At 53.7% G+C, this 22,364-nt stretch carries 19 protein-coding genes; 3 read left to right on the plus strand and 16 right to left on the minus strand.

Translation table 11 applies throughout. From position 1 onward, the window contains the following. Window positions 1–310: 310 nt before the first annotated feature. The 3 genes from ROJ03_RS12005 to ROJ03_RS12015 form a co-directional block, all read right to left on the minus strand. Window positions 311–2,233 carry a bifunctional diguanylate cyclase/phosphodiesterase gene (locus tag ROJ03_RS12005; RefSeq protein WP_313727304.1) on the minus strand — a complete coding sequence of 641 codons (1,923 nt, stop codon included), beginning with the start codon at window positions 2,231–2,233 and terminating at the stop codon, window positions 311–313. Window positions 2,234–2,556: 323 nt separating this feature from the next. After that, a complete protein-coding gene (locus tag ROJ03_RS12010) occupies window positions 2,557–3,042 on the minus strand; it encodes a 4Fe-4S ferredoxin (RefSeq protein WP_313727305.1) in 486 nt (161 codons plus the stop codon). After that, window positions 3,042–3,512, minus strand: coding sequence for a rubredoxin-like domain-containing protein (locus ROJ03_RS12015; RefSeq protein ID WP_313727306.1), 471 nt, complete (start codon window positions 3,510–3,512; stop codon window positions 3,042–3,044). The genes ROJ03_RS12010 and ROJ03_RS12015 overlap by 1 nt, the downstream gene beginning before the upstream one ends. 243 nt (window positions 3,513–3,755) lie before the next feature. On the opposite strand from ROJ03_RS12015, the gene ROJ03_RS12020 reads away from it, so the two are divergent. Beyond that, a complete protein-coding gene (locus ROJ03_RS12020; RefSeq protein WP_313727307.1) occupies window positions 3,756–3,968 on the plus strand; it encodes a helix-turn-helix transcriptional regulator in 213 nt (70 codons plus the stop codon). On the opposite strand, the gene ilvB is transcribed toward ROJ03_RS12020, so the two are convergent. From ilvB to ilvN, 9 genes are all read right to left on the minus strand, one after another. Then, on the minus strand, window positions 3,962–5,644 hold the full coding sequence (gene ilvB, locus ROJ03_RS12025) for a biosynthetic-type acetolactate synthase large subunit (protein WP_313727308.1): 1,683 nt from the start codon (window positions 5,642–5,644) through the stop codon (window positions 3,962–3,964). The genes ROJ03_RS12020 and ilvB overlap by 7 nt on opposite strands. 25 nt (window positions 5,645–5,669) lie before the next feature. Next, on the minus strand, window positions 5,670–7,355 hold the full coding sequence (ilvD, locus tag ROJ03_RS12030) for a dihydroxy-acid dehydratase (protein ID WP_313727309.1): 1,686 nt from the start codon (window positions 7,353–7,355) through the stop codon (window positions 5,670–5,672). 16 nt (window positions 7,356–7,371) lie between these two features. Continuing rightward, window positions 7,372–8,430, minus strand: coding sequence for a 3-isopropylmalate dehydrogenase (gene leuB / locus ROJ03_RS12035; protein WP_313727310.1), 1,059 nt, complete (start codon window positions 8,428–8,430; stop codon window positions 7,372–7,374). Next, the gene (gene leuD / locus ROJ03_RS12040; RefSeq protein WP_313727311.1) at window positions 8,427–8,924 is read right to left on the minus strand and encodes a 3-isopropylmalate dehydratase small subunit; all 498 of its coding nucleotides are present in this window, start codon (window positions 8,922–8,924) and stop codon (window positions 8,427–8,429) included. Before leuD ends, leuB begins: the two co-directional genes overlap by 4 nt. After that, entirely contained in the window at window positions 8,924–10,195 is a 1,272-nt protein-coding gene (leuC, locus tag ROJ03_RS12045; protein WP_313727312.1) for a 3-isopropylmalate dehydratase large subunit, read from the minus strand. The genes leuD and leuC overlap by 1 nt, the downstream gene beginning before the upstream one ends. Before the next feature lie 12 nt (window positions 10,196–10,207). Further along, window positions 10,208–11,806 carry a citramalate synthase gene (cimA, locus tag ROJ03_RS12050; protein ID WP_313727313.1) on the minus strand — a complete coding sequence of 533 codons (1,599 nt, stop codon included), beginning with the start codon at window positions 11,804–11,806 and terminating at the stop codon, window positions 10,208–10,210. Then, window positions 11,799–13,415, minus strand: a complete 1,617-nt coding sequence (locus ROJ03_RS12055) for a 2-isopropylmalate synthase (RefSeq protein ID WP_313727314.1) — start codon at window positions 13,413–13,415, stop codon at window positions 11,799–11,801. Before ROJ03_RS12055 ends, cimA begins: the two co-directional genes overlap by 8 nt. Window positions 13,416–13,441: 26 nt before the next feature. After that, on the minus strand, window positions 13,442–14,434 hold the full coding sequence (gene ilvC / locus ROJ03_RS12060; RefSeq protein ID WP_313727315.1) for a ketol-acid reductoisomerase: 993 nt from the start codon (window positions 14,432–14,434) through the stop codon (window positions 13,442–13,444). A 66-nt stretch (window positions 14,435–14,500) separates the two neighbouring features. Beyond that, window positions 14,501–15,031, minus strand: coding sequence for an acetolactate synthase small subunit (gene ilvN, locus ROJ03_RS12065; RefSeq protein ID WP_313727316.1), 531 nt, complete (start codon window positions 15,029–15,031; stop codon window positions 14,501–14,503). 500 nt (window positions 15,032–15,531) lie between these two features. Here ilvN and ROJ03_RS12070 point away from each other — a divergent pair, with 500 nt between their 5' ends. Together ROJ03_RS12070 and ROJ03_RS12075 are read left to right on the plus strand one after the other, a co-directional pair. Further along, window positions 15,532–17,310, plus strand: coding sequence for a sensor histidine kinase (locus ROJ03_RS12070; protein ID WP_313727317.1), 1,779 nt, complete (start codon window positions 15,532–15,534; stop codon window positions 17,308–17,310). Continuing rightward, window positions 17,307–18,077: a helix-turn-helix domain-containing protein gene (locus ROJ03_RS12075; RefSeq protein WP_313727318.1), complete on the plus strand. Its 771-nt coding sequence runs from the start codon at window positions 17,307–17,309 to the stop codon at window positions 18,075–18,077. Before ROJ03_RS12070 ends, ROJ03_RS12075 begins: the two co-directional genes overlap by 4 nt. Window positions 18,078–18,171: 94 nt before the next feature. On the opposite strand, the gene ROJ03_RS12080 is transcribed toward ROJ03_RS12075, so the two are convergent. The 4 genes from ROJ03_RS12080 to ROJ03_RS12095 form a co-directional block, all read right to left on the minus strand. After that, on the minus strand, window positions 18,172–19,032 hold the full coding sequence (locus ROJ03_RS12080; RefSeq protein WP_313727319.1) for an HAD family hydrolase: 861 nt from the start codon (window positions 19,030–19,032) through the stop codon (window positions 18,172–18,174). 2 nt (window positions 19,033–19,034) lie between these two features. After that, window positions 19,035–19,883, minus strand: a complete 849-nt coding sequence (locus ROJ03_RS12085; protein WP_313727320.1) for a carbohydrate ABC transporter permease — start codon at window positions 19,881–19,883, stop codon at window positions 19,035–19,037. A gap of 9 nt (window positions 19,884–19,892) precedes the next feature. Further along, window positions 19,893–20,825 (minus strand): sugar ABC transporter permease, encoded by a 933-nt coding sequence (locus ROJ03_RS12090; RefSeq protein WP_313727321.1) that lies wholly within the window; start codon window positions 20,823–20,825, stop codon window positions 19,893–19,895. 193 nt (window positions 20,826–21,018) lie between these two features. After that, window positions 21,019–22,329, minus strand: a complete 1,311-nt coding sequence (locus ROJ03_RS12095) for an extracellular solute-binding protein (RefSeq protein WP_313727322.1) — start codon at window positions 22,327–22,329, stop codon at window positions 21,019–21,021. Between the last annotated feature and the right edge of the window lie 35 nt (window positions 22,330–22,364).

Raw genomic sequence — 22,364 nt, forward strand, 5'->3', positions numbered from 1 at the left:
AATACTTCCTTAAAATAGAAATGTCCATGACCATCTCAATTTTTCTCCTATTGCAATGACTTCATGTAATGGTATTCCATATATACTCAGTTTGCAAATACTTAGTACTGGGAGCTCCATGAACGAGGACAGACGAACTGCGCGTCTTTCTTATTTCCTGAGCTTGAATACCCTACACTTTTTCTTCCATTATACCATTACGATGTAGTGGAGTCCAAAAAACGGCTTCACCCCCCACCACATGGCTTTAGGTGGTTGAGAAACTCATTTTGACCTGAAGTGCATTTGATGTTAGCTTACCCCATCACCCCTATCGTTTCTCTGCTTTCCTCAGCAACTGCAAGAACTCATCACCTTGCAAAGGCTCTGAGAAATAGAAACCCTGAACACGTTCTATTCCTATCTTGTGTGCCAAGGCCAGCTCCTCTTCAGTCTCCACCCCTTCTACAATGACGCACTTGTCCAGGGTATGCAACATACCAGCCAGAAGGGTGAGCATCTTGGGGTTTGTTGTGGAACTACGGATGACACTCTTGTCGAATTTCACATACGCATAGGGCAGGTCAATCAAGGCCCTGAGATGGGAATAGCCCGAACCGAAATCATCCAGGGCAAAGAAGATTCCCTCACCAGCCAACTCTTTCATTACGGAAGCAACCATCTCGTAGGACTGCAAGACTACCGACTCGGTAATCTCAAAGCCTATCCTCCTCGGATCGACCCCTTCCCGCTTGATGGTCTCCAGGAGGTTCTTCCCTATCGCCTTGGACTCGAACTCAATCCCCGAAAGGTTTACCGCGATGTATTGCAGTGAATTTTGTTCTTGGGAGATCCTTTTCATCATCTGGCATACCTTGGTCAGCAAAATCTGGGTAAGCTGCACTATCAGGCCAGTCTGCTCTGCCAAGGGGATGAAATCGTCGGGAAGCAGGAATCCAAGATGCTTGTCGACAATTCTCATCAACGCCTCAGCGGATATCAGCTTTCCTGTCCCTATCTCATAGACCGGCTGGTAGTAGACCTGCACCTGGTTAGGATCCCTGATCGAATCCCTCAAGGCAGAAATGATGTCCTGCTTATGCTGCTTGTCGAGCGACAAAGCCCGGGTATAGACAATCTTGCCTGTGTTGCGGACGCTCTTGATCTCCAGCAACAGCTGGTCGGTCGCCCGTTTGAACTCATCAAGAGTAGAAGCCTGCTTGGGGATACTGATGACAGCGATGTTGACCTGTATGTACAGGAACATACCCTCAACTTCCCAAGGTTGGTCCATCCTCTCCTGGATCTGCGTAACCAAACGGTCTGCCAGACTACTCTCTCTATTGGGAATGCAAAGACAGAAACGGTCACTATCAAGCCTAAACAGTTCATTTGCTATGCATAAGGTACCAAGATACTCTGCAAGCTTCACCAATAAGCTGTCACCGATGCGTTGCCCATGACGGGCATTGAAAGCATGGAAATTCTCAATATCCAGAAGAATGACCGAACTGGAGACCTGAAACCTGAAAATACGGATCAGCTTCCGCTCGAGAAGAGCCATCGTAGGGAGACCTGTCAAACCATCGAGGATGACCGAATCACGTTGTCCGATCAGATAGTAGAGGACAAGCATGAAAGGGTTCACTACGATGAATAGGGCATAGCTATGGGTAATCCAGAAGGTTGCCATCGAAATCAGCAGCGTTGTGGGAAGAAGTATCGATATGAACAGGAATGAACCCTGCAACTCCTTGGCATGAGCTAGTGTGGGCAGAAGCATGCCCAGGCAGAAGAAAACCGACACGACCATCATGAAGGTGGTTCCCGCTACAGGCAACATATGTGCATACGCTGCATTGAGCGGATAGAACTTTTGTAGGGAAATGTCTGCCACGGTCAGTACGGTCAGCCCTACCAAGGGGATGAGATGTATGTAGGTCAGCCTTGATACCAGTTTGGGGTTATCTATGACGTTAAGCGCATTGAAATGCATCCACATGGCCAAAAGAAAGGGGAAAGAGAGAAACTGCAGGGCCCAGAGGACCCGTTCAACATAGACGGGGAAGGTGAGAAAACTTTCCTCCACACCCGTAACCACCATGGAGAGGATGAGGAAGACAGAGTATACGATTGAGATCCCGCCGAAGAACCGACTGCCCCTCCCCTTTCTCAACAGGGGGAATCTCAGGACATCGGCAAAGATGGCTAGCATCAGTGAGGAAGAGAGCAACATGAATTCAAGATACTGCATACAAATTCCTTACAACACTTCTCCAGAACACCCATTTCTGTAAACACAAGCCTCCATCTCAGAGGGAAACTCCTAGCATCGTAATGGCATATAATTGACAAAGTTACAACTATTTTATCCTTCATATTCTTGCGAATTGTAGTCTGGGAATACAAACCCATGGATAAAAATTGAACTACATCATCAAGAGTCCTGCATGTCATGGTCAATCTGGGAAAACAGCCGATTAGCCCCTAGTACCAAAAAGTTTCCTACCAAGGGAGCTTGGGCAGATACAAAATTTGCATCTGCCCATAGCGACTGTGTAGTATAAGTTTCCTTTCCTATAGCAACTGCAACAGTCTCAGCACAGCTTCCTTGGGAAAATCATCGCTATTGCTGTTTTTTTGTAGCTGCTCTTGCAAAAAAGCCCTGGTAGCCTCATCCTGGGGCAGCATGAAGCCACTCTCACGGTGCAGGTCCTCAGAGAGTATCCTCAGAGAACGGGCAAGGGCCCTTGCCAATTGCCGTTCGGTGGGGTCAGTTGTCTCCTTGGCAATATCCAGGGCAAGCCTCTCCTGCTCTGCCTTGCTCTTTGCCAGCTCCTTGAGAGCCTGTTTTGTCTTCTCACTCTTCTTTTGCTGTGGGGTATAGTTCTTGGGAATCAGGAAAATTGCATGGGAGGGGCAGGCATCCACACAAAGGCGACACCCATCAAGACATTTGCTCGCGTCTATCTGTCCGGTCTCGGTATCGGTAGCTCCGGTGGGGCAGACGAACAGGCAGAGGCAATCCTTGGTACAGAGTCGAATATTTCTTACGGCATGCATCAGATGGCCTCCTTCTGGACAGCAAGGATCTTGAAGCTTGGTACCTTGCAGACAGGGCAGATCTCCGGCGGTTGTTCTCCAACATAGACAAAGCCACAGATATCGCAGACAAATACATTGGTTTTCTCCAATAGGGAGGTACCCTGCTTCTCATATCTGGCCAGAAGGCTCTTCAGGAGTTTTGTCGTCTTCTCCCCCCATACCAAGGAGCGTTGGGCGCCCCGGTCACCTTCGGCTTGTGCAGTCCCTGTTGCCTTGGCATAGCCTTGGGAAAGATCCTCCTCGATGAGAGCGGAAAGGGCCTTGAAGGACTGCCCTTCCCTTCTCTCCCTCTTTTGCCCGTAGTATGAGGCAAGCCTGCCAAAAAGGTCCGCTTCCTCCATCCTCATCTGCTTTGAGCATGCCTTTGCAAGGTTCGAACAGACCGACCCAAGCTCCTCAAGCGACATTTCCCGCATAGCTTCTTCCATGTACTTCTCCTGGATAGGGATTATGCACCCAGTATACCATCGTCTGACATATTTTTGGAAAAACTACACAGCTTTTTGGTAAAAACGTCTCTGTCTGTAAGTTATTATTCTGAAAACCCATACGATACCTACCAATGGCTTCACTCGGATATATGCGCCGGGTAACCCCATCATTTCTTATTTTTTTTGTTCTTCCTGACGTATTTTCGGCAAGTAGGTATTTTTTTATAGGATACTGGTTCCATGGAAAAAATGATGATTGGGGAAGCAATTCGTCAGTTGCGCCTTGCGCAGAACATGACACAGCAGGAGTTGATGGATAGGGCCTATCTTACCAGAAGTCAGATCCATTATATCGAAAAAAACAAGAGGATACCCCGCAAGCAGACGGTAGACAATATCTGCGCCGCCTTTGGGATATCCTTTCTCGATCTGGTCACCTTCCAGTATCAGTAGTCGCCGAGCTCCCCGACACCAAGCATATCGTCGATGGAGGCCCCTGGGGCTACCATCGGATAGGCCTTGTCGTCGACAGGAATCTCACACTCAATGACCACAGGGGCATTGAGATCGAGGGCTTCCTGCAGGATCGGCATCGGGTCATCATCGCTTCCGATCCTCATGCCCTTGATACCGTAGGCATTGGCAAGGGCAACCCAATCGACGACATCATCCAGCGTTGTCTCGCTGTAGTGGTTATCGAAGAAGAGGGTCTGCCACTGTCGCACCATTCCCAAGGTATGGTTGTTCATCAGCAAGATAATCACCGGAAGCCTGAAACGGGCAATGGTTGCAAGCTCGTTGCAGTTCATCCCAAAGCTCCCATCCCCTGCTACGTTGACCACCCTACTCTTTGGGTTTCCGATCTGGGCCCCGATGGCAGCCCCAGTGCCATATCCCATGGTCCCTAGGCCTCCACTGGTAAGGAAGTGTCCAGGTTGGATATGCTTGAGGAACTGGGCAGCCCACATCTGGTGCTGGCCGACTTCGGTTACGATGAAGAAGTCAGGGGGAAGCACCTTCTGAAGGCTCTTGAGAAGCTTCTTGGCACGCTGGCTCTCGTTGTCAAACCGGATAGGATAGCGCTTCTTGTAGGAATCGACCTGCTCCATCCACTTTTCATTGTGCAAGGGCTGGACAAGACGCTTGTTCAGCTCAGAGAGCACAACCTTGACATCACCCACGACATGACAGCAGGTCTTGATATTCTTGTCGATCTCAGCCGGATCCACATCGATGTGGATGATTTTCGCATTCTGGGCAAAGCCACTGGCCTTGCTCACCACACGGTCGCTGAACCGTGCACCCACCACGACAAGCAGGTCGCAGGCAGAGACACACATGTTGGAGACCTTCGAGCCGTGCATCCCCACCATGCCGGTAAAGCGCTCGTTGAGGGAACTGACCGCACCACACCCCATGAGGGAGGTACAGACAGGAGCGTCGATGAGCTCTATGAACCTGTTCAGCTCATCGGAGGCCTTGCCCCTGATGACCCCACCGCCAACGTAGAGCATCGGCCGCTCACTCTCCTTGATCAAAGAGAGGGCCATATCCAAGCTCTCAGCACTCAGGCGCTCGGTCCTCGGGAGGATGGGTTCAGGCTGCTTGGCCACGTAATCGGCCAAGTGGACTGTCACATCCTTGGGGATGTCGATCAAAACAGGACCTGGACGACCCTCCTGGGCAATCCTGAAGGCATCCCTGATGGTCTTCGCAAGCATGTTCACATCCTTGACGATGTAGTTGTGCTTGGTGATGGGCATGGTGATGCCGGTGATGTCGACCTCCTGGAAGCTGTCCTTCCCCAAAAGGGGCAGGGTCACGTTCCCGGTGATGGCAACCATCGGCACACTGTCCATATAGGCGGTGGCGATGCCGGTAACCAGGTTGGTGGCTCCCGGTCCGCTGGTAGCGATGCACACCCCAACCTTTCCGGTGGAACGTGCATACCCATCTGCAGCATGGCTGGCCCCTTGCTCATGAGCAGTGAGTATATGTCTGATGCGGTTCTTGTTCTGGAACAGGGCCTCATACAGGGGCAACACGGCCCCCCCAGGAAAGCCGAACACTACATCGACACCCTGTTCAGTCAAACACTCAATTATTATCTGTGCTCCGGTCATCTGCATACTAGTTCTCCTCTTCTGTTCGGTCCTATTGCTTGAAAATTGCGCCACGGGAAGCACTGGTAACCTGTTTGGCATACCTGGCAAGATAGCCGGTGGTTATCGGGCTCTCCTTGCATTTCCAACCTTTCCTTCTCTGTTCCAGGACTTTCTCATCGACAAGCAGCTCAAGCTTTCCCTGGGGGATGTCGATGCTGATGATGTCCCCTTCCTCGACAAACGCAATAGGTCCGCCTTCGGCAGCCTCAGGGCTCACATGCCCGATGGAAGCTCCCCGGGTGGCACCACTGAAACGACCATCGGTGATGAGGGCCACATCCTTGTCCAACCCCATGCCAGCAATGGCGGAGGTGGGAGAGAGCATCTCGCGCATGCCAGGACCTCCCTTCGGACCCTCGTAGCGGATAACCACCACATCGCCACTCTTGATCTGGGAAGCGAAGATAGCCTTGATGACATCCTCCTCACTCTCAAAGACCCTTGCAGGGCCCTTGTGGACGAGCATCTTCTCATCGACGGCACTCTTCTTGACCACGGCCCCATCGGGGGCGAGGTTTCCCTGCAGCACGGCTATGCCGCCTGTCTTGGAGTAGGGATTGGTGATCGGCCTGATGACCGAGGTATTGTAGTTCGTTGCATGCTTGTAGAGCTCGCCAATGCTCTTGCAGCTGACAGTCGGCAAACTGCCGTCCAACAGGCCGGCCTTGTCAAGCTCGTGCATTACCGCAAGCACCCCACCTGCCTGGTAGAGGTCCTCGATATGGTAGGGGCCGGCAGGGGCGAGGTGGCAGAGGTTCGGCACCTTTGCACTGATCGCATTTGCCATGAAGATATCAAGTTCGACTCCGGCCTCGTGGGCAATGGCAGGAAGATGGAGCATCGTGTTGGTGCTGCATCCAAGGGCCATGTCAACTGCCAGGGCATTGGCAAAGGCCTTTGGTGTGAGGATGTCCAGGGGACGGAGGTTCTTCTTCAGGATCTCCATGATCATGTAGCCGGCTTCCTTGGCAAGGCGGTCACGGGCGCTATAGACAGCGGGAACCGTCCCGTTGCCGGGAAGGCCCATGCCGATGGCCTCGGTAAGGCAGTTCATGCTGTTGGCCGTATACATGCCGCTGCAGGAACCGCAGGTAGGACAGGCATTGTCCTCAAACACGTCCAGCTGTTCCTGGCTCATGGTACCGGCAGCCTGGCTTCCCACGGCCTCAAACATCGTCGAAAGGCTCATGCCATTGACCGACCCACCAGGGACGTGACCTGCCAGCATGGGGCCTCCTGAGACGAAGATGGAGGGGATGTTCAGCCTTGCTGCGGCCATGAGCATACCCGGGACGATCTTGTCACAGTTGGGGACAAAGACCAGGGCATCGAAAGGATGGGCGGTAGCCATGATCTCGATCGAATCGGCGATGATCTCCCGACTGGCCAAGGAGTACTTCATACCCGTATGCCCCATCGCTATGCCATCGCAGACACCGATAACAGGAAACGCAACAGGATTGCCTCCAGCTTCACGTACCCCTGCCTTGACACCATCGACTATCCTGTTGAGGTGGATATGGCCGGGGATGATCTCGTTCGCACCGTTTACGATGCCGATCATCGGCATATGAATTTCACGGTCAGTCCAACCGAGAGCCTTCATCAGGGACCGGTGAGGGGCCTTGTCGACACCTTCGGTCATTGCACTTGAGCGTTTCTTGCTATCGTCCATCCTAGGTTCCTCCCCTTTACAGGGCCTGGGCTATAAGGTCACCCATCTCTTTTGTACCGACAAGCTTCATGCCCTCGGTGTAGATGTCCGCGGTGCGGTAGGACGCATCGAGAACCTTGGAAACAGCCTCTTCGATGGCATCGGCTTCCTTGGGCAGGCCGAAGGTGTAGCGCATCATCATGCCGACAGAGAGGATGGTGGCTATAGGGTTGGCCACATTCTTGCCTGCAAGGTCAGGGGCACTGCCATGGATAGGCTCGTACATGCCAAACCCATCCTCCCTCAGGGAAGCCGATGGCAACATCCCGATCGAGCCGGTGATCTGGGAGGCCTCGTCGCTGAGGATATCCCCGAACATGTTCTCCGTCACGATGACATCGAACTGACGGGGGTTGCGAACAAGCTGCATCGCCGCGTTGTCCACATAGAGGTGGTTCACCACCACGTCAGGATAGTCGGGGGCAAGACGCCCCACGATCTCCCTCCAGAGCTGGCTGGAGTTGAGGATGTTCGCCTTGTCGACACTGCACAGCCTCTTCTTCCGCTTCTGGGCGGTCTCAAAACCCTTGCGCACTATCCGTTCGATCTCGGAGACGGTATAGCTCATCGTGTCATAGGCACCGTTCTCGTCACGACCTCGCTGGCCAAAGTAGATTCCACCGGTGAGCTCGCGCACCACCATGATGTCCAATCCCTCCCCCACGATCTCAGCCTTCAGGGGGCAGGCCCCGGCAAGCTGCTTGTAGAGGATGGCAGGTCGGAGGTTGCAGAACAGCCCCATACCCCCACGAAGACCCAGAAGGGCCTTCTCCGGGCGTAGGTTGCTGGGAAGCTTGTCCCAGGCCGGGCCGCCAACGGCACCGAGCAGGACGCTGTCGCTCTCCTGGCAACCCTTGAGGGTCTCCTCGGGAAGTGGCTTTCCTGTCGCGTCGATGGCACAGCCACCGGCGAGGTAGGAGGTGTAGGTAAATTCGTGGCCGAATTTCTTGGCGAGGCGGTCAAGCACCTTCACAGCCTCAGAGACGATATCCACCCCGATCCCATCCCCTGGGACCAATGCAATATGCTTCTTCATGCCTTCGCCCCTTTTGCTGCAATGTAGGGGGCAAGGCCACCGGCCTGGATGAGTGCCTGCATAAAGGGAGGAAACGGCTCGCTCTGGAACGATTTGCCGCTGGTCTCGTTGGTGATGACCCCTGTGGAGAAGTCCACACTGACCACATCGCCTGCCTTGATGCCATCACAGGCCTCCTCGCACTCGAGGATAGGAAGGCCGATATTGAGGGCGTTGCGGTAGAAGATACGGGCATAGGTACGGGCGATCACACAGGAGATTCCGCTCTCCTTGATGGCTATGGGAGCATGCTCACGGCTTGAGCCGCAGCCGAAGTTCTTGTCTGCGACGATGATGTCACCGTCTTGCACCTTCTTCACGAAGCTCTGGTCGATATCCTCCATGCAATGCATGGCCAGTTCCTTGTGGTTGGAGGTATTGAGGTACCTCGCAGGGATGATGACATCGGTATCGATGTTGTCCCCATATCTGAAAACACTTCCTCTAGCTTGCATTATTGCACCTCCTGCACACTGGCGGGGTCAGCGATGTACCCCTTGATCGCACTTGCGGCGGCTACTGCCGGGCTTGCAAGGTAGACCTCACTCTTCACATGGCCCATGCGGCCTACAAAGTTCCTGTTTGTCGTGCTTACCGCACGCTCTCCCTCAGCCAGGACGCCCATATGCCCGCCAAGGCATGGCCCACAGGTTGGGGTGGAGACAGCACAGCCACTATCGACGAAGATGTCAAACAAGCCCTCGTTCATCGCCTGCTTCCAGATCTTCTGGGTTGCAGGGAAAATCAGGCAACGGGCCCAAGGGGCCACTTTCCTGCCCTTGAGGATAGCCGCAGCCTCCCTGAGGTCACTGATGTGCCCATTGGTACACGACCCGATGACCACCTGGTCGATCTTGATCTCACCGACCTCGTCGATGGTACGGGTATTGGAAGGCAGGTGGGGGAATGCAATGGTGCTCTTGATGGCCGAGAGGTCGATGTCGATCACCCGGTCATACTCTGCATCGGCATCCGCTTCATAGATGACAGGCTTACGGGGGCAGTGCTCCGCAAGGTACTCAAGGGCCACGCTGTCCACCGGGAAAATGCCGTTCTTCGCCCCAGCCTCGATGGCCATGTTGGCAACGGTGAAGCGGTCGTCGATGGTCAGGGAGGCGACTCCCTCACCTGAGAATTCCATGCTCTGGTAGAGGGCCCCATCCACACCGATCATGCCGATGATGTGGAGGATCAGGTCCTTGCCGGAGACATAGGGCCTGAACTTGCCGCTCAGGTTGAGTTTGATGGCAGAAGGAACCTTGAACCAGGCCTGGCCGGTAGCCATGCCACAGGCCATGTCGGTGGAACCAACCCCTGTGGAGAAAGCACCGAGGGCACCATAGGTGCAGGTGTGGCTGTCAGCCCCGATGACCAGGTCGCCAGCACAGACAAGACCCTTCTCTGGAAGCAGGGCATGCTCGATACCCATCTGCCCCACATCGAAGTAGTTGGTGATCGCATGTTTACCGGCAAAGGTCCTCAGGCTCTTGCACTGCTCGGCAGCCTTGATGTCCTTGTTCGGGGAGAAGTGGTCGGGAACAAGGGCTACCTTGTCCTTGTCAAAGACCGTGCTCTGCCCGAACTTTGGAAATTCATTGATTGCAACAGGTGCAGTAATGTCGTTGCCCAGCACCATATCCAGATCAGCCATGATCAACTGCCCTACTCTGACCGAGTCCAGTTTTGCATGGTGAGCAAGAATCTTCTGTGTCATTGTCATGCCCATATTGGCGTCTCCTTATTCTTTGTCGTCCGAAGGGGAGATCCCATCGGCGATCAATTTGTACTCTATGCTGTCGTTGAGGGCCAGCCAGCTGGCCTCAATAATATCCTTGCTGACCCCGATGGTAGACCAAGTATCCTTGCCATCGGTTGATTCGATCAATACCCGTACCTTGGAAGCGGTTGCACTTCCCGAATCCAGGACACGGACCTTGTAGTCTGTGAGGTGCACACTCTTGAGGGTCGGATAGAAGGTCTCCAACACCTTGCGAAGGGCCTTGTCCAGGGCGTTGACCGGACCCTCTCCCTCAGCTGCCGTGATGGCACTTTCACGGCCTACCTTCACCTTCACCACCGCCTGGTGGGTTGCCCCGGAGAGGGGGTCTGCATAGGGCATGCTCCCCAAGGTCTGGAAATGGACCAGGGTAAAGAAGGGCCGGTACATCCTCAAATGGCGACGGATGACCAGGTCAAAGGAGCTTTCTGCTCCCTCAAACTGATAGCCTTGGGCCTCAAGGCTCTTGAGCTCATCCATCAGCGTGATGGTAACCGGGTCGTCCTTGTCCAGGTCTGGGGCGATGGTGGCTATGCGCTTGGTCATCAGGGCACGGCCTGCAACCTCGCTCATTAGCAGCCGTCGCTCGTTACCCACCGTGGTAGGGTCGATATGTTCGAAGGAGGTGGGGTTCTTCTGCACCCCATCGATGTGCATCCCACCCTTATGGGCAAAGGCGCTGCGTCCGATGAAGGGCGTGCCATGGGGAATGCGCACATTGGCGATCTCAGCCACTGCCCGGCTTACCGGGGTAAGGTTCTCCAGCATCACCCCATTGAGGCAGTCATGGCCCATCTTCGTCTGCAGGACCGCCGCAACGCTTGCAAGGCAGGCGTTACCGCACCGCTCCCCAAAGCCAAGCAACGTCCCCTGCACCTGTGTTGCCCCGTGCTCCACAGCCGCGATGGATGAGGCAACGCCACAGCCGATGTCATCATGGGCATGGATGCCGATTGGGGTGGTCGGAAACAAGGCCCGTGTCTCCTCGGTTATGGAAGCGACCAGGGAAGGGAGCATCCCGCCCCGTGTCTCACACAGGACCAGGGTGGAGGCCCCCCCGGCCAAGGCCGCCTTCAGCGTGGCGATGGCGTACTGCCTGTTTGCCACATACCCATCATAGTAGTGCTCTGCATCGAAGAAGACCTCACTGCCGGAATCGACGATGAAGCGTATGCTCTCCTCGATCATAGCCAGGTTCTCCTCCAGCGTGGTTCGGATGATTTCAGTTACATGGAAATCCCAGCTCTTTCCGAAGATGGAGACCACCTTCGTGTTGCTCGCCACCAGGTTCAGCAGATTCTGGTCCTCACTGGCCTTGGTATTCCTTCTTCTGGTGGAACCGAAGCTCACCAAGGTGGAGTGGCGCAGCTGCAAGTCCCTGGCACGCTCAAAGAACTCAAGGTCCTTGGGGTTGGAGCCTGGGTTTCCTGCTTCGATGTACTCTACGCCAAGGCTGTCCAGGGCACGGACAATCTTCAGCTTGTCCTCGACGGAAAAGCTGATGCCTTCGCCTTGACTGCCATCACGCAGGGTTGAGTCGAACAGGGAAATCTTACTCATCGGAGCTCTCCTTCTGCTTGTCGCTATGGCTACTGAGCATGTCATTGGAAAAATTGGGGGCTGAGGTAACCTTTACCCCTGTGACATTGCGGGGAACCGACTCGTCGAGCATGCGGTTTATCGCTGCAAGGCAGGCGAGGATGGAAGCCTCGATGACGTCGGTGCTGACCCCCCTGCCCCGATAGATGCCGCTTCCGTCGCTGATCTTCACCACCACCTCCCCGAGGGCATCACGGTGCTCGGTAACAGCCTGGAGGTTGTAGTCCTCAAGGCCGAAGGGATGGCGGATGATCTTCTCGACTGCACGCAGCGATGCATAGACAGGGCCGGTGCCGCAGGCAACTTCCTGGAACTTCTTCTCACCCTTCTTGAGGGTCACACATGCGGTGCTGGTCATCATGTTCCCGCTGTTTACCACAAAGGAGTCAAGCTCCCAGGTGACGGATGAGGGCTTGCTGGTGCTTTCCACCAGGGCGATGATATCCCTGTCTGTGATGGTCTTCTTGCGGTCGGCGAGGCTCTTGAACTCCCCGAAGAGGCGGATGACCTCTTCCTTGCCAAGCCCGTATCCAAGGTCGACCAGCCGTTTCTCAAAGGCGTGCTGTCCGCTGTGCTTGCCCAGCACGAGGCTTGTGGTCAGGACCCCGACACTTTCGGGGGTCATGATCTCATAGGTGAGGCTGTTTGCCATCATGCCATGCTGGTGGATGCCACTCTCATGGGCAAAGGCATTGGCCCCCACGATGGCTTTTGAGGGGTTCATCTTTACCCCGGTTATGGAGGTAAGCACCCTAGCCGATCGGTAGATCTCCTCGGTCTTCAGGTTGGAGTAGAAGGGAAATGCATCGTTGCGCGTCCGCAGCGCCATGGCTATCTCCTCAAGGGCAGCATTTCCTGCACGTTCGCCTATCCCACAGAGGGTGCACTCCGCCTGCCTGGCCCCTGCCTGCAAGCCTGCAAGGGTATTTGCCATGGCAAGGCCAAGGTCGTTGTGGCAGTGGACTGCCAGGATGGCCTTGTCGACGTTGGGAACCCTGTTCATGACAGAGCCGACCATCCGCTTCATATCGTCAGGTGTTGCATAGCCGACCGTATCGGGGAGGTTTACTACCTGGGCCCCCGCCTTGATGACAGCCTCAACCACCTGGCAAAGATAGTCCAGGTCAGAACGGGTGGCATCCTCCAGGGAGAATTCAACCTCACCGCAGAGGTTCCTCGCATACCTGACCATCGCCACAGCCTTTTCCAACGCCTGTTCGCGGCTCATCTTCAGCTTGTACTCAAGATGGAGGTCGCTGGTGGCAAGGAAGGTGTGGATCCGTGGCCGTCTGGCCTCCTTCACCGCCTCCCAGGCTGCGTTGATATCCTTTTCCAGAGCCCTGGAAAGGGATGCGACCGTCACATCCTGTACAGCGCGGCTGATGGCCTGCACACTTGCAAAATCCCCGGGGGACGCTATGGCAAACCCCGCCTCAAGAATATCGACCCCTAGGGACTCCAGCTGCTGGGCCATGCGAATTTTTTCGTCAAGGTTCATGCTGTAGCCAGGTGCCTGTTCGCCATCTCTCAAGGTGGTGTCGAAAATATAGATTCTCTCTTTGTTGTCCATAGTGTCCTTCCTGGAATTTGGTATAGTTATTTCTTCAGCCAGCTCATCAGGGAGCGAAGCTTCTGACCGGTCTTCTCCAAGAGGCTTTCAGCTTCAATTCGCTTCTTTGCATTGAAATAGGGCCTGTTTACCTGGTTCTCCAACAGCCAGTTGCGGGCAAAGGTCCCTTCCTGGATATCGGTAAGGACATCTTTCATCGCCTTCTTGGTGTCGGCAGTGATGATCTTCCCTCCGGTGGTGTAGTCGCCATACTCGGCGGTATCGCTGATGGAGTAACGCATGTAGGAAAGCCCACCCTGGTTGATGAGGTCGACGATGAGCTTCATCTCATGGCAACACTCAAAGTATGCCATCTCAGGCTGATAGCCGGCTTCCACCAGTGTATCGAAACCAGCCTTGATGAGGGCACTTACGCCACCACAGAGGACAGCCTGCTCACCGAACAGGTCGGTCTCGGTCTCTTCCTTGAAGGTAGTCTCAAAAATGCCTGCCCTGCCGGCTCCCAGACCCTTAGCATAGGCGAGGGCGATCTCCTTGGAGTTGCCGCTAGGATCCTGGTGGATGGCGATCAGTGAGGGAACGCCCTTTCCTTCCTGGAACTGGGTACGAACCGTGTGGCCGGGGCCTTTGGGTGCGATCATGATGACGTTTACGTCGGCAGGGGGCTTGATCTGTCCGAAATGGATGTTGAAGCCGTGGGCAAACGCAAGGTACTTGCCTTTGGTCAGTCCCTTCTCGATGCTCTCATGGTAGATCTTGGCCTGTTTTTCGTCGGGAAGGAGCATCATGATGACCTGTGCCATCTTCGCTGCCTCCTCGGCAGTGGTTACCTGCAGGCCAGCCTCTTCGGCAAGAGCCCAGCTTGGGGAACCCTTGTACAGCCCTACAACGACATCAACCCCACTTTCGTGCAGGTTCAGTGCATGGGCATGCCCCTGGCTGCCGTACCCGATGATGGCGACCTTCTTGCCGTCAAGTCTTGAGAGATCAGCTTCCGAATCGTAATACATAGTGCTCATTGATTCTTTTCCTCCGGCCGTAAGGCCTTATTGTAGTAAGCGCCTTAGTGGCGTTGTATCCAAATCCTAAAGATCATCCTCGCTGTAGCTTATGGAGCTCAACGGTCTTGATCCTCGTTCGAGTGCGGTTATGCCGGTGCGGGACATCTCCACAATCCCATAGGGACTGAGCAAATCATAGAAGGACTGGATCTTGTCCAGGTCCCCGGTCATCTCAAGGGTGACCGTAGAGGAGGTGACGTCGATGATCTTCGCCTTGAAGATCTGCCCCAGCTCCACCACCTCGGTCCTGCTTGCGGCCGTGGTGGAGACCTTCACCATGACAAGCTCCCGTAGGATCGACCTGGTCGGGGTCATCTCGTAGACCCGTCTCACATCGATGAGCTTGCCCACCTGCTTCTTGATCTGCTCCACAATCTCGCGGTCGCCGCTGATGACGATGGTTATGCGGCTATAGGCCACATTCTCGGTCTCTCCAACGGAGAGGCTGTCGATGTTGTAGCCACGACGGCTGAAAAGCGAGACGACGCGCATCAAGACACCGGGTTGGTTGTTGACCAGGATGGCTAAGGTGTACCGTTTCTCTCTGTTTTTCATAGGGTTATGCTCCTTTTTGTCTCTGCGTTGGGTATAAGCTAGCGATCCCCTGGGTAAGGGGGAAGGTTCCACGGTCCTAACAGATGGCTATCTGCCGCCGTGGTTAGAGAATAATTAGGCTTACTACGATTAGGAGAAGGGAGATGGGAAGTGCTAGAAGGAGGAGGTTTGATAGGATTACGTTGTCGGTAAGGAAGCTACGCATGGGATATGCGCCAGAACGAGAAGAAGCATCTGCACCTGTCTTTGCATAAGAGTGCATAGTTCTGTCATTTTCATCTGTATGGTGACTCACCTGCCTTGCAAACCCTTTCACAATACACTCCTCAAAAAATGGCTGAATAGCCTTGTAAAGGTTGTAACGTGGTTTTCCCAATCGTGTCAACCCTCATGACAAAAAACAATATGTAAATATACACCAAACAGTATGTTTATGCATAAAAAATACGTGAGCATATAATGATATTGCATGCCCATAGGTTTGCAGGTACACTGCCATCATGAAAGATAAGGCTTGGAAATTCGGAAGAAGGACACTTTTTGGAAGGCTGCTGCTCTACTTCATTATCGTGCTGGTAGTGCCCCTAGGCCTGTTTTCCTCCTACTATACCCTGACAGGTGAGGGTAACCAGACCCGATATCTCCAAAAGCAGGCCATGGACACTGTCACCCTCGATGCAAAAAGGCTTGGCACCGTCCTTGATGACTACCGGCACAAGGCGTACAGGATCTCAACTGACCCCCTGGTTGTCAGCATACTGAAGGAAGATGTGCTTGATGCCAATTCCCGTGCATCGAGGGAGCTCTACCAGCTGCTCTTTGGCATCATGCGTGGCGATACCTACCTGGCCAGTGCCCATCTGGTAAGCAACTCAGGGAGGGTGAGGATATCCACCCATGAGTTTCCCGAGGTCTTTGACCTGCGCTACCAGGGCAACAACTGGGACATGAACAACATCATCAGCCAGAATGCAAACGTCTCCCAGACAGCCTCTTTGATAAGCATCAGGGGCCACCGTACCACAGAGATAGGCAGACAGGTCCTGGCCTCCATCCTACGCAGGGTCTATGATACGGATGGGGTTAACCTGGGGTATCTGGTTGTAGAGATCTATGCTGAGGCCCTTACCAACGGCACCAACGCAGAAAAGGTTCTTGGAGAGGAGCTCTTGATCGATACCGTGGACTTCTACGCCTCCTCCCTTACCCACTCCGACAAGTACGGCACCTTCACGCTCTTTCCTGAACTGGCAGGCCTCAAAGGGGATTTTACCAACAAGGTCGTCCAGGAAGGGACAACCATCTTTGCCACCACGGCAATCCCTGGCACCACCCTGAGCCTGGCCGGCTCAATCAGCTCGGTCCCCTTCCAGGAGAACCTCAACCAGTGGTTGTGGGCATTTTCAATCATGATGGCTATCGGAACGGTGCTTGCCATCGCCATCTCCCTGATTTTTTCCCGTTCCATCACAAAGCCGATCAGAAGCCTCGCCTCCTCCATGGGAGAGGTTGAAAAGGGTAATCTGCATGTCAAGAACGAATATGCGAAGATTGTGGAGTTCGCACAGCTCGACCACTCCTTCAACGTCATGGTCGAACAGATCGTAAGCCTACTGCGCCTGACGCGTGAGGAGCAGGAAAAGGTGGCCGAAGCGGAGAGGAAAGCCCTGGAAAGCCAGATGAATCCCCACTTCCTCTTCAATACGCTCAATACCATCAAGGCATTGGCGAAGATGCACGGCGAGGAGGAGATCCACACCATCACCCTGAAGCTGGGCAAGCTTTTGCGCTCCACGATCGACAACCATGAAAGCGAGTGCACCCTCAAGGAGAGCATGGAGCTCATCGACTCCTACCTCACCATCCAGCGCATCAGGTTTGGGGAGAAACTGCATGTGACGACAGAGCTTGACCCTGTATGTGAGCTGGTCAAGACACCCAAGCTCATCATCCAACCCCTAGTCGAAAATTCCATCATCCATGGACTCGAGCCAAAGGCAGGGGATTGGAATATCACCGTACTGGTAACAGAAAGAAATGGGTGGATTCACATCACTGTCGAAGATGACGGCATAGGTTTTCCACAAGGAACGCTTCCAGATGACCTCGATGAGCTTGCCAACTCAACCCACGTTGGTGTATACAATGTATATAGGCGTCTTGTCCTTCGCTATGGAAAGGAGATGAACTTCTCCATCAAGTCCGAGTGGCAGAAGGGAACCGTTGTTTCCATCTCATTTCCCAAAGGCAAAGACGAGAAAAAAGGGAGTACCGTATGAGTTACACTGTAGTGTTCGTAGAAGATGAAAAGATTGTAAGGGATGAGATCGTCTCTTCCGTACGGTGGAAGCTGCTTGACCTTGAACTGGTGGGGACCGCCAGCGACGGGCTCGAAGGTGAACAACTGATCAAGGAGTTGGAACCGGATATCGTACTCACTGACATCAGGCTCCCTGGCATCGATGGGCTGACCATGCTCTCCCGCTCACCTGTCAACCATGCAATCATCCTCAGCGGTCACTCCGACTTCAACTACATGAAGAAAGCGATCAGGTTGGGCGTCTTCGACTACCTGCTCAAGCCGGTGGATGATGAGGAGCTAGAAGAGACACTGGCCAACCTGGTAGCAAAAATACAGGAGGAGGACCGTGACTTCGAGCAGCTCAAGAGCGGCAAAAGCAGCACAGCAGCAGAGCTCATCACCCTACCCCGCAATGTCAACAACCACGTCATCGACAGCACCATCGGCTTCATCGCCGAAAACTACTCCAGCCCAGTTGGGCTCCAGGAAGCCGCAGCCTACCTGGAACTCTCGGAAAGCCACCTATCCAGGCTCTTCAAGGAGGTCACCGGTCTGAACTTTCTGCAGTACCTCAATGCCTGGAGGATCAACAAGTCGGTCGAGCTGATGAAGGACCCGAAACGAAACATCGGGGAGATTGCAACCAACTGTGGCTTCCCTACCCCAGGCTACTTCGCCAAGATATTCAAGCGCTTTACCGGTCTCACCCCCACCCAGTACAGGGACGAGCATAGCGCCTTGTAACAGAGGTGAGCCTCCCAAGAGAAAGCCTGCACATCCGACAAGGATTGCAGGCTTTTTCTCTCTAGAGCTCTTGCAGCGAAGAGCCTGGTATACCCTATAGGGCAAAGACCTCAGACAGCTTCTCTGAAGAGCTCTGTTCCACCCCATCGGCGTAGAAAAGGCATTTCAGCCCCATCTGGGCTGCCATGAAGATGTTCTCCTCATAGTCATCCACAAAGTAGGTTGTCCCGGCCTTGCCCTTCTCCTTGTCCAGGATATGCTCAAAGAACTGTCTGGAAGGCTTCGATATGCCCATCTCGTGTGAGGCATACGCCTTGTCAAAGAGGGCAAGGGCTCCCATCCTCTCCAGAATATCCCAGTGGGAGGCGATGGTGTTCGAACCGCAGACAACACGCTTACCCTCTTTCCTCAGCCGTTTTACCAGGTCGACCACCTCATCGTTGAAGGTTGGGTTGAACTCCTTGCCAAAGGGGTCCCCTTCGACCCTGATGCCAAATTTCGTATGGACGTGGTCCCAGTACTTCTCGGGCTCAAGAGTACCATCCATCAGGGCAAAGTCATACTTGCGATAGTCGGCCTTGAACTCCTCCTTGGGGAGGTTCCAGCGGCGGGAGATCTTGCCCAGCATATGGATGTTCTTGACCACTACGTTACCCATGTCAAAGACAAAGAGGTCGCATCCATCGATCGGGTCGTTCACAAAAGAGAGATAGGGCCTGAGGCTAGAGAGGTCCTTGATAAGGATCGTCGCCTGCAGCTCCGGGTTTGGGGAAGCAGTGCCAAGGCCCATCTGCTTGGCTACCAGGATGCTGTGCTCCTTCTTGGAAACCAGAAGATAGCGGTTGAAAGGAAGTTCCCCTGTGGGAGGGAACATCTCAAGGAATGGGCAGAGAGCCAATATCTGGCCGAACAGGGGGTCATTCGATAGCAGGTCTGTGCAGATTCGATCATACATACTCAACCCTTCCTTGACTCATATACTGCTGAGCCTCCGATGAAATATCTGGTCAGTGACATAAAGAGCAGGAACATCGGGATGGAGGCCAAGAGAGCTGCCGCCATCATGGCACCCTCGTCGGTGCTTCGCTCTGCAGCAAAGCTGGAGATGTACTGGGGTATGGTCTTCATCCTGTCGCTCTGGCTTACCAAGAGAGGCCACAGCAGGTTGTCCCACTGCCCTCTGAAGGAAAGGATTGCCAAGGTGGCTATGACAGGCTTGCAGTTGGGAAATACAATCTTGACAAAGATCCCAAACTCGCCCATGCCGTCGACACGAGCAGCATCGAGGAACTCTGTAGGAAAGGTGGTGAGGTACTGCTTCATCTGGAAGACCCCAAAGGCGCTGACCAGGAAAGGGAGGATGAGGCCGATGTAGGAGTTCTGGATATGCAGGACCATGACGACCATGTACAAGGGTATCATGATCGCCTCGAAGGGGATCATCATGGTTGCCATGATCATCATGAATACAGTGTTGCGTCCCCTGAAGCGGAACTTTGCAAGCCCGTAACCGGTAAGGGAGGCGAGCAGGACAGTGGTGACAGCAACGCTTGAGCTGACGATCAGGGAGTTCGTGATATTCCGTACGAATACATAGTTGAAGTCATTGCCTTGGATAGCCTTGGCAAAGTTGACCCAATGCAAGCTTTCGGGGATCCAATTGAACGGCATGCGGACAATCTGGCGCGAACTCATGAAGGCGGCCGTAATCATGAAAAGGATGGGCATCATGGTAAAGAACAGCATGCCGAGAAGCACAATGGCGATAAGAATCTTTGGTATGGTAAAGGTTGTTCGTATATTCATCATCTGCTCCTAATAGTCCACATTTTCGCTCTTGGTTGTCTTGAACTGGAACAAGGTCAAACTGAGCATCAGGATGAAGAGCACGACACTCATGGCGCTTGCACGGCTGAGGTACTGCTGCTGGATACCGGTTATGTAGATGTTGAAGGTAATGACGTTTATAGGTGCCCTCGGTGCCCCGTTGGTATAGAGCATGTACTGGGTGCTGAAGGTCTTCAGGCACTGCAACATGGCCATGACAGAAACCAACACTACCGTCGGCTTGAGCAGAGGGAGGGTAATCCTCCAGAAGCTCTGCCACTTGTTTGCCCCGTCGATGGTACCCGCCTCATAGAGGGTCGGAGGAATCGAGGCAAGGCCTGTGATGAAGAGGATCACAAAGTAGCCTATGTATTTCCAGAAGTAGATCACCATGGTAGAGACCTGTTCCATGACAGGGTCCACAAGCCAGCGATGATCGGTTCCGGGTGTCTTGAGCAGGGCATTCATCCACTGGTTGCCCAACCCTCTTGGGTCGAAGATGAGCATCCAGATGGTTGCGGCAACGACGGAGGAGAGGATTGCAGGACAGTAGTAGGCTATCTGCAAAAACTTCTTGCTCCTCTTGCTGGTCAGGTTGCTGATGAAGACTGCAATGATGAGGCTGATTATCAGCAGGGGTATGAAGGTACCCATGGTAAAGACAAGGGTTGATTTCAATGAGTTGAGGAACGACAGTTCATTTCCGGAGGTCGCCGGATTGAAGAGACGGACATAGTTTTCAAGTCCGAGAAACTTGGGAGGAGCCTTGCTCAGCGCTTTCTTGTTGAAAAAGCTGGTATAGAAGGCATTCAGGATAGGATAAAAATTGAAAACCGAGAAAAACACCAAGGATGGGACGACAAAGGCAATTCCCCAACGCGCCTGTTTTTTCTCGATGCTGTAACTTTTCTTGGAACCCATAGAGTTTCTCCTGGAGAGGGGCAAATCTGCCCATGATCACTGGTGATGCTAACGTTGCGAAGCTTTGATTCCACCCCGGTAGGAAAGAAGCGAACAGAATTGGGGAGAATCGGGAAAAGCGAGACAAGGAACTATAGGGTGAGGCAAAGAGATGTTCTGCCGGCGAAAACCGGCAGAACACATATAGTTGATTCTACTGCTCGTCAATCACTTCTTGTGCAGCAGCTCTGAGTGTTGCAAGTGCCTTTTCAGGGCTTACCCCACTGAGCATGACAGACTCGACGGCGTTGCGGATCAGGGTCTGGATCTGAGCGGAGTTCTCTCCGTAGTAGATCATGTGTGAGCGGTTCATGTCATCGATGAAGACCTTGCTATAGGGCATGTTCTTCAAGGTGTCGGAAGCAAACAGGGCCTTGGTAGGCTGGATGATGTTTCCACCACGGGTCAGGTAGTCTTCACCATGGCTGAGCAGGAAGCCGGAAAGTTTCCAGGCAGCCTTCTGTACAGCAGGGGAAGCGTCAGCGTTGACCATGAAGAAGTGACCATAGTAGCAGGAAGCGACGTTACGTACGGCATCCTTGAACACGGGGAATGGGACAACCATCCACTCCTTGCTATTGAAGAAAGCAGGATTGTCCTTCTGGATTCTTCCCTCCTGGTAGAGACCAGTGTGGGCCATTGCGATGTCATTGTTGTCCTGGTTGAAGATGTTACGGGCATTCTTGTAGGTAGGAGAGCCGAGATTACGTCCGCTTGGTCCCCAATTCTTCATGAAGGTAAGGGCCTTGATCCAAGCATCGTCGCCAATGATGGCCTTCTTGCCATCGGCGCTCAAGAGATCGCCACCAAGCTGCTCTACCATCGGAACAAAGAAGGTCAGATAGTAGGGATACCTGAAGTCAAATCCACGGCGGATGAGGATGTCACCATCGCGAAGTACTAGCTTTGCGGAGATGTCAGCCATCTCTTCCCAGGTCTTGGGATAGTCGGTCTCGGGATTGAGGCCAGCGGAACGGAAGACCTTCTTGTTGATGTAGATGGACCAGTTGGTCAGCTCGAGGGGAAGGCCATAGACCTCACCGTTGAGTGTCACCGTATCCAGAACACCAGGAATATACTTGTCCAGCAAGTCCTGCTTGTTGGCATATCCTGCGGCCTTGTAGTCGACTGGGGCTACGCGGGAGTTGGTGATATACGCATACTGGTTCTCGATCGGCAGGTTGAACATGTCTGGGCCCTGGTTTGCTGCAAAGGCAGTCTGGACCAGCTCGATCTGCTTTACTGCAGACTGGGTTGTGCGAACCACGGTGATGTTGGGGTGTTTGGCCATGAACTCTGCGATCAGCTCAGTCTCGAGCTGGGTTCTTGCAGGGTCCTCATGTGTCCAATACTGCACGGTTACAGGGGCATTCTCATCAACTACAGCTTCTTTTGCTCCGGCGGCAAACAAAGCGGCGGGGATGATGAGCACGAAGAGAGCTAACATTACTAGTGCTTTTTTCATACAGACCTCCTAAAGTCATTTATGTCTTAATTGTA

This window comes from Sphaerochaeta sp. PS (assembly GCF_032144095.1).
Taxonomy (GTDB): Bacteria; Spirochaetota; Spirochaetia; order Sphaerochaetales; family Sphaerochaetaceae; genus Sphaerochaeta.

Excerpts from the sequence above, each read along its gene's own strand:
- ROJ03_RS12005 (WP_313727304.1), bottom strand. The coding sequence starts at position 2,233 with ATGCAGTATCTTGAATTCATGTTGCTCTCTTCCTCACTGATGCTAGCC.
- ROJ03_RS12010 (WP_313727305.1), bottom strand. The coding sequence starts at position 3,042 with ATGCATGCCGTAAGAAATATTCGACTCTGTACCAAGGATTGCCTCTGC.
- ROJ03_RS12015 (WP_313727306.1), bottom strand. The coding sequence starts at position 3,512 with ATGGAAGAAGCTATGCGGGAAATGTCGCTTGAGGAGCTTGGGTCGGTC.
- ROJ03_RS12020 (WP_313727307.1), top strand. The coding sequence starts at position 3,756 with ATGGAAAAAATGATGATTGGGGAAGCAATTCGTCAGTTGCGCCTTGCG.
- ilvB (WP_313727308.1), bottom strand. The coding sequence starts at position 5,644 with ATGCAGATGACCGGAGCACAGATAATAATTGAGTGTTTGACTGAACAG.
- ilvD (WP_313727309.1), bottom strand. The coding sequence starts at position 7,355 with ATGGACGATAGCAAGAAACGCTCAAGTGCAATGACCGAAGGTGTCGAC.
- leuB (WP_313727310.1), bottom strand. The coding sequence starts at position 8,430 with ATGAAGAAGCATATTGCATTGGTCCCAGGGGATGGGATCGGGGTGGAT.
- leuD (WP_313727311.1), bottom strand. The coding sequence starts at position 8,924 with ATGCAAGCTAGAGGAAGTGTTTTCAGATATGGGGACAACATCGATACC.
- leuC (WP_313727312.1), bottom strand. The coding sequence starts at position 10,195 with ATGGGCATGACAATGACACAGAAGATTCTTGCTCACCATGCAAAACTG.
- cimA (WP_313727313.1), bottom strand. The coding sequence starts at position 11,806 with ATGAGTAAGATTTCCCTGTTCGACTCAACCCTGCGTGATGGCAGTCAA.
- ROJ03_RS12055 (WP_313727314.1), bottom strand. The coding sequence starts at position 13,415 with ATGGACAACAAAGAGAGAATCTATATTTTCGACACCACCTTGAGAGAT.
- ilvC (WP_313727315.1), bottom strand. The coding sequence starts at position 14,434 with ATGAGCACTATGTATTACGATTCGGAAGCTGATCTCTCAAGACTTGAC.
- ilvN (WP_313727316.1), bottom strand. The coding sequence starts at position 15,031 with ATGAAAAACAGAGAGAAACGGTACACCTTAGCCATCCTGGTCAACAAC.
- ROJ03_RS12070 (WP_313727317.1), top strand. The coding sequence starts at position 15,532 with ATGAAAGATAAGGCTTGGAAATTCGGAAGAAGGACACTTTTTGGAAGG.
- ROJ03_RS12075 (WP_313727318.1), top strand. The coding sequence starts at position 17,307 with ATGAGTTACACTGTAGTGTTCGTAGAAGATGAAAAGATTGTAAGGGAT.
- ROJ03_RS12080 (WP_313727319.1), bottom strand. The coding sequence starts at position 19,032 with ATGTATGATCGAATCTGCACAGACCTGCTATCGAATGACCCCCTGTTC.
- ROJ03_RS12085 (WP_313727320.1), bottom strand. The coding sequence starts at position 19,883 with ATGAATATACGAACAACCTTTACCATACCAAAGATTCTTATCGCCATT.
- ROJ03_RS12090 (WP_313727321.1), bottom strand. The coding sequence starts at position 20,825 with ATGGGTTCCAAGAAAAGTTACAGCATCGAGAAAAAACAGGCGCGTTGG.
- ROJ03_RS12095 (WP_313727322.1), bottom strand. The coding sequence starts at position 22,329 with ATGAAAAAAGCACTAGTAATGTTAGCTCTCTTCGTGCTCATCATCCCC.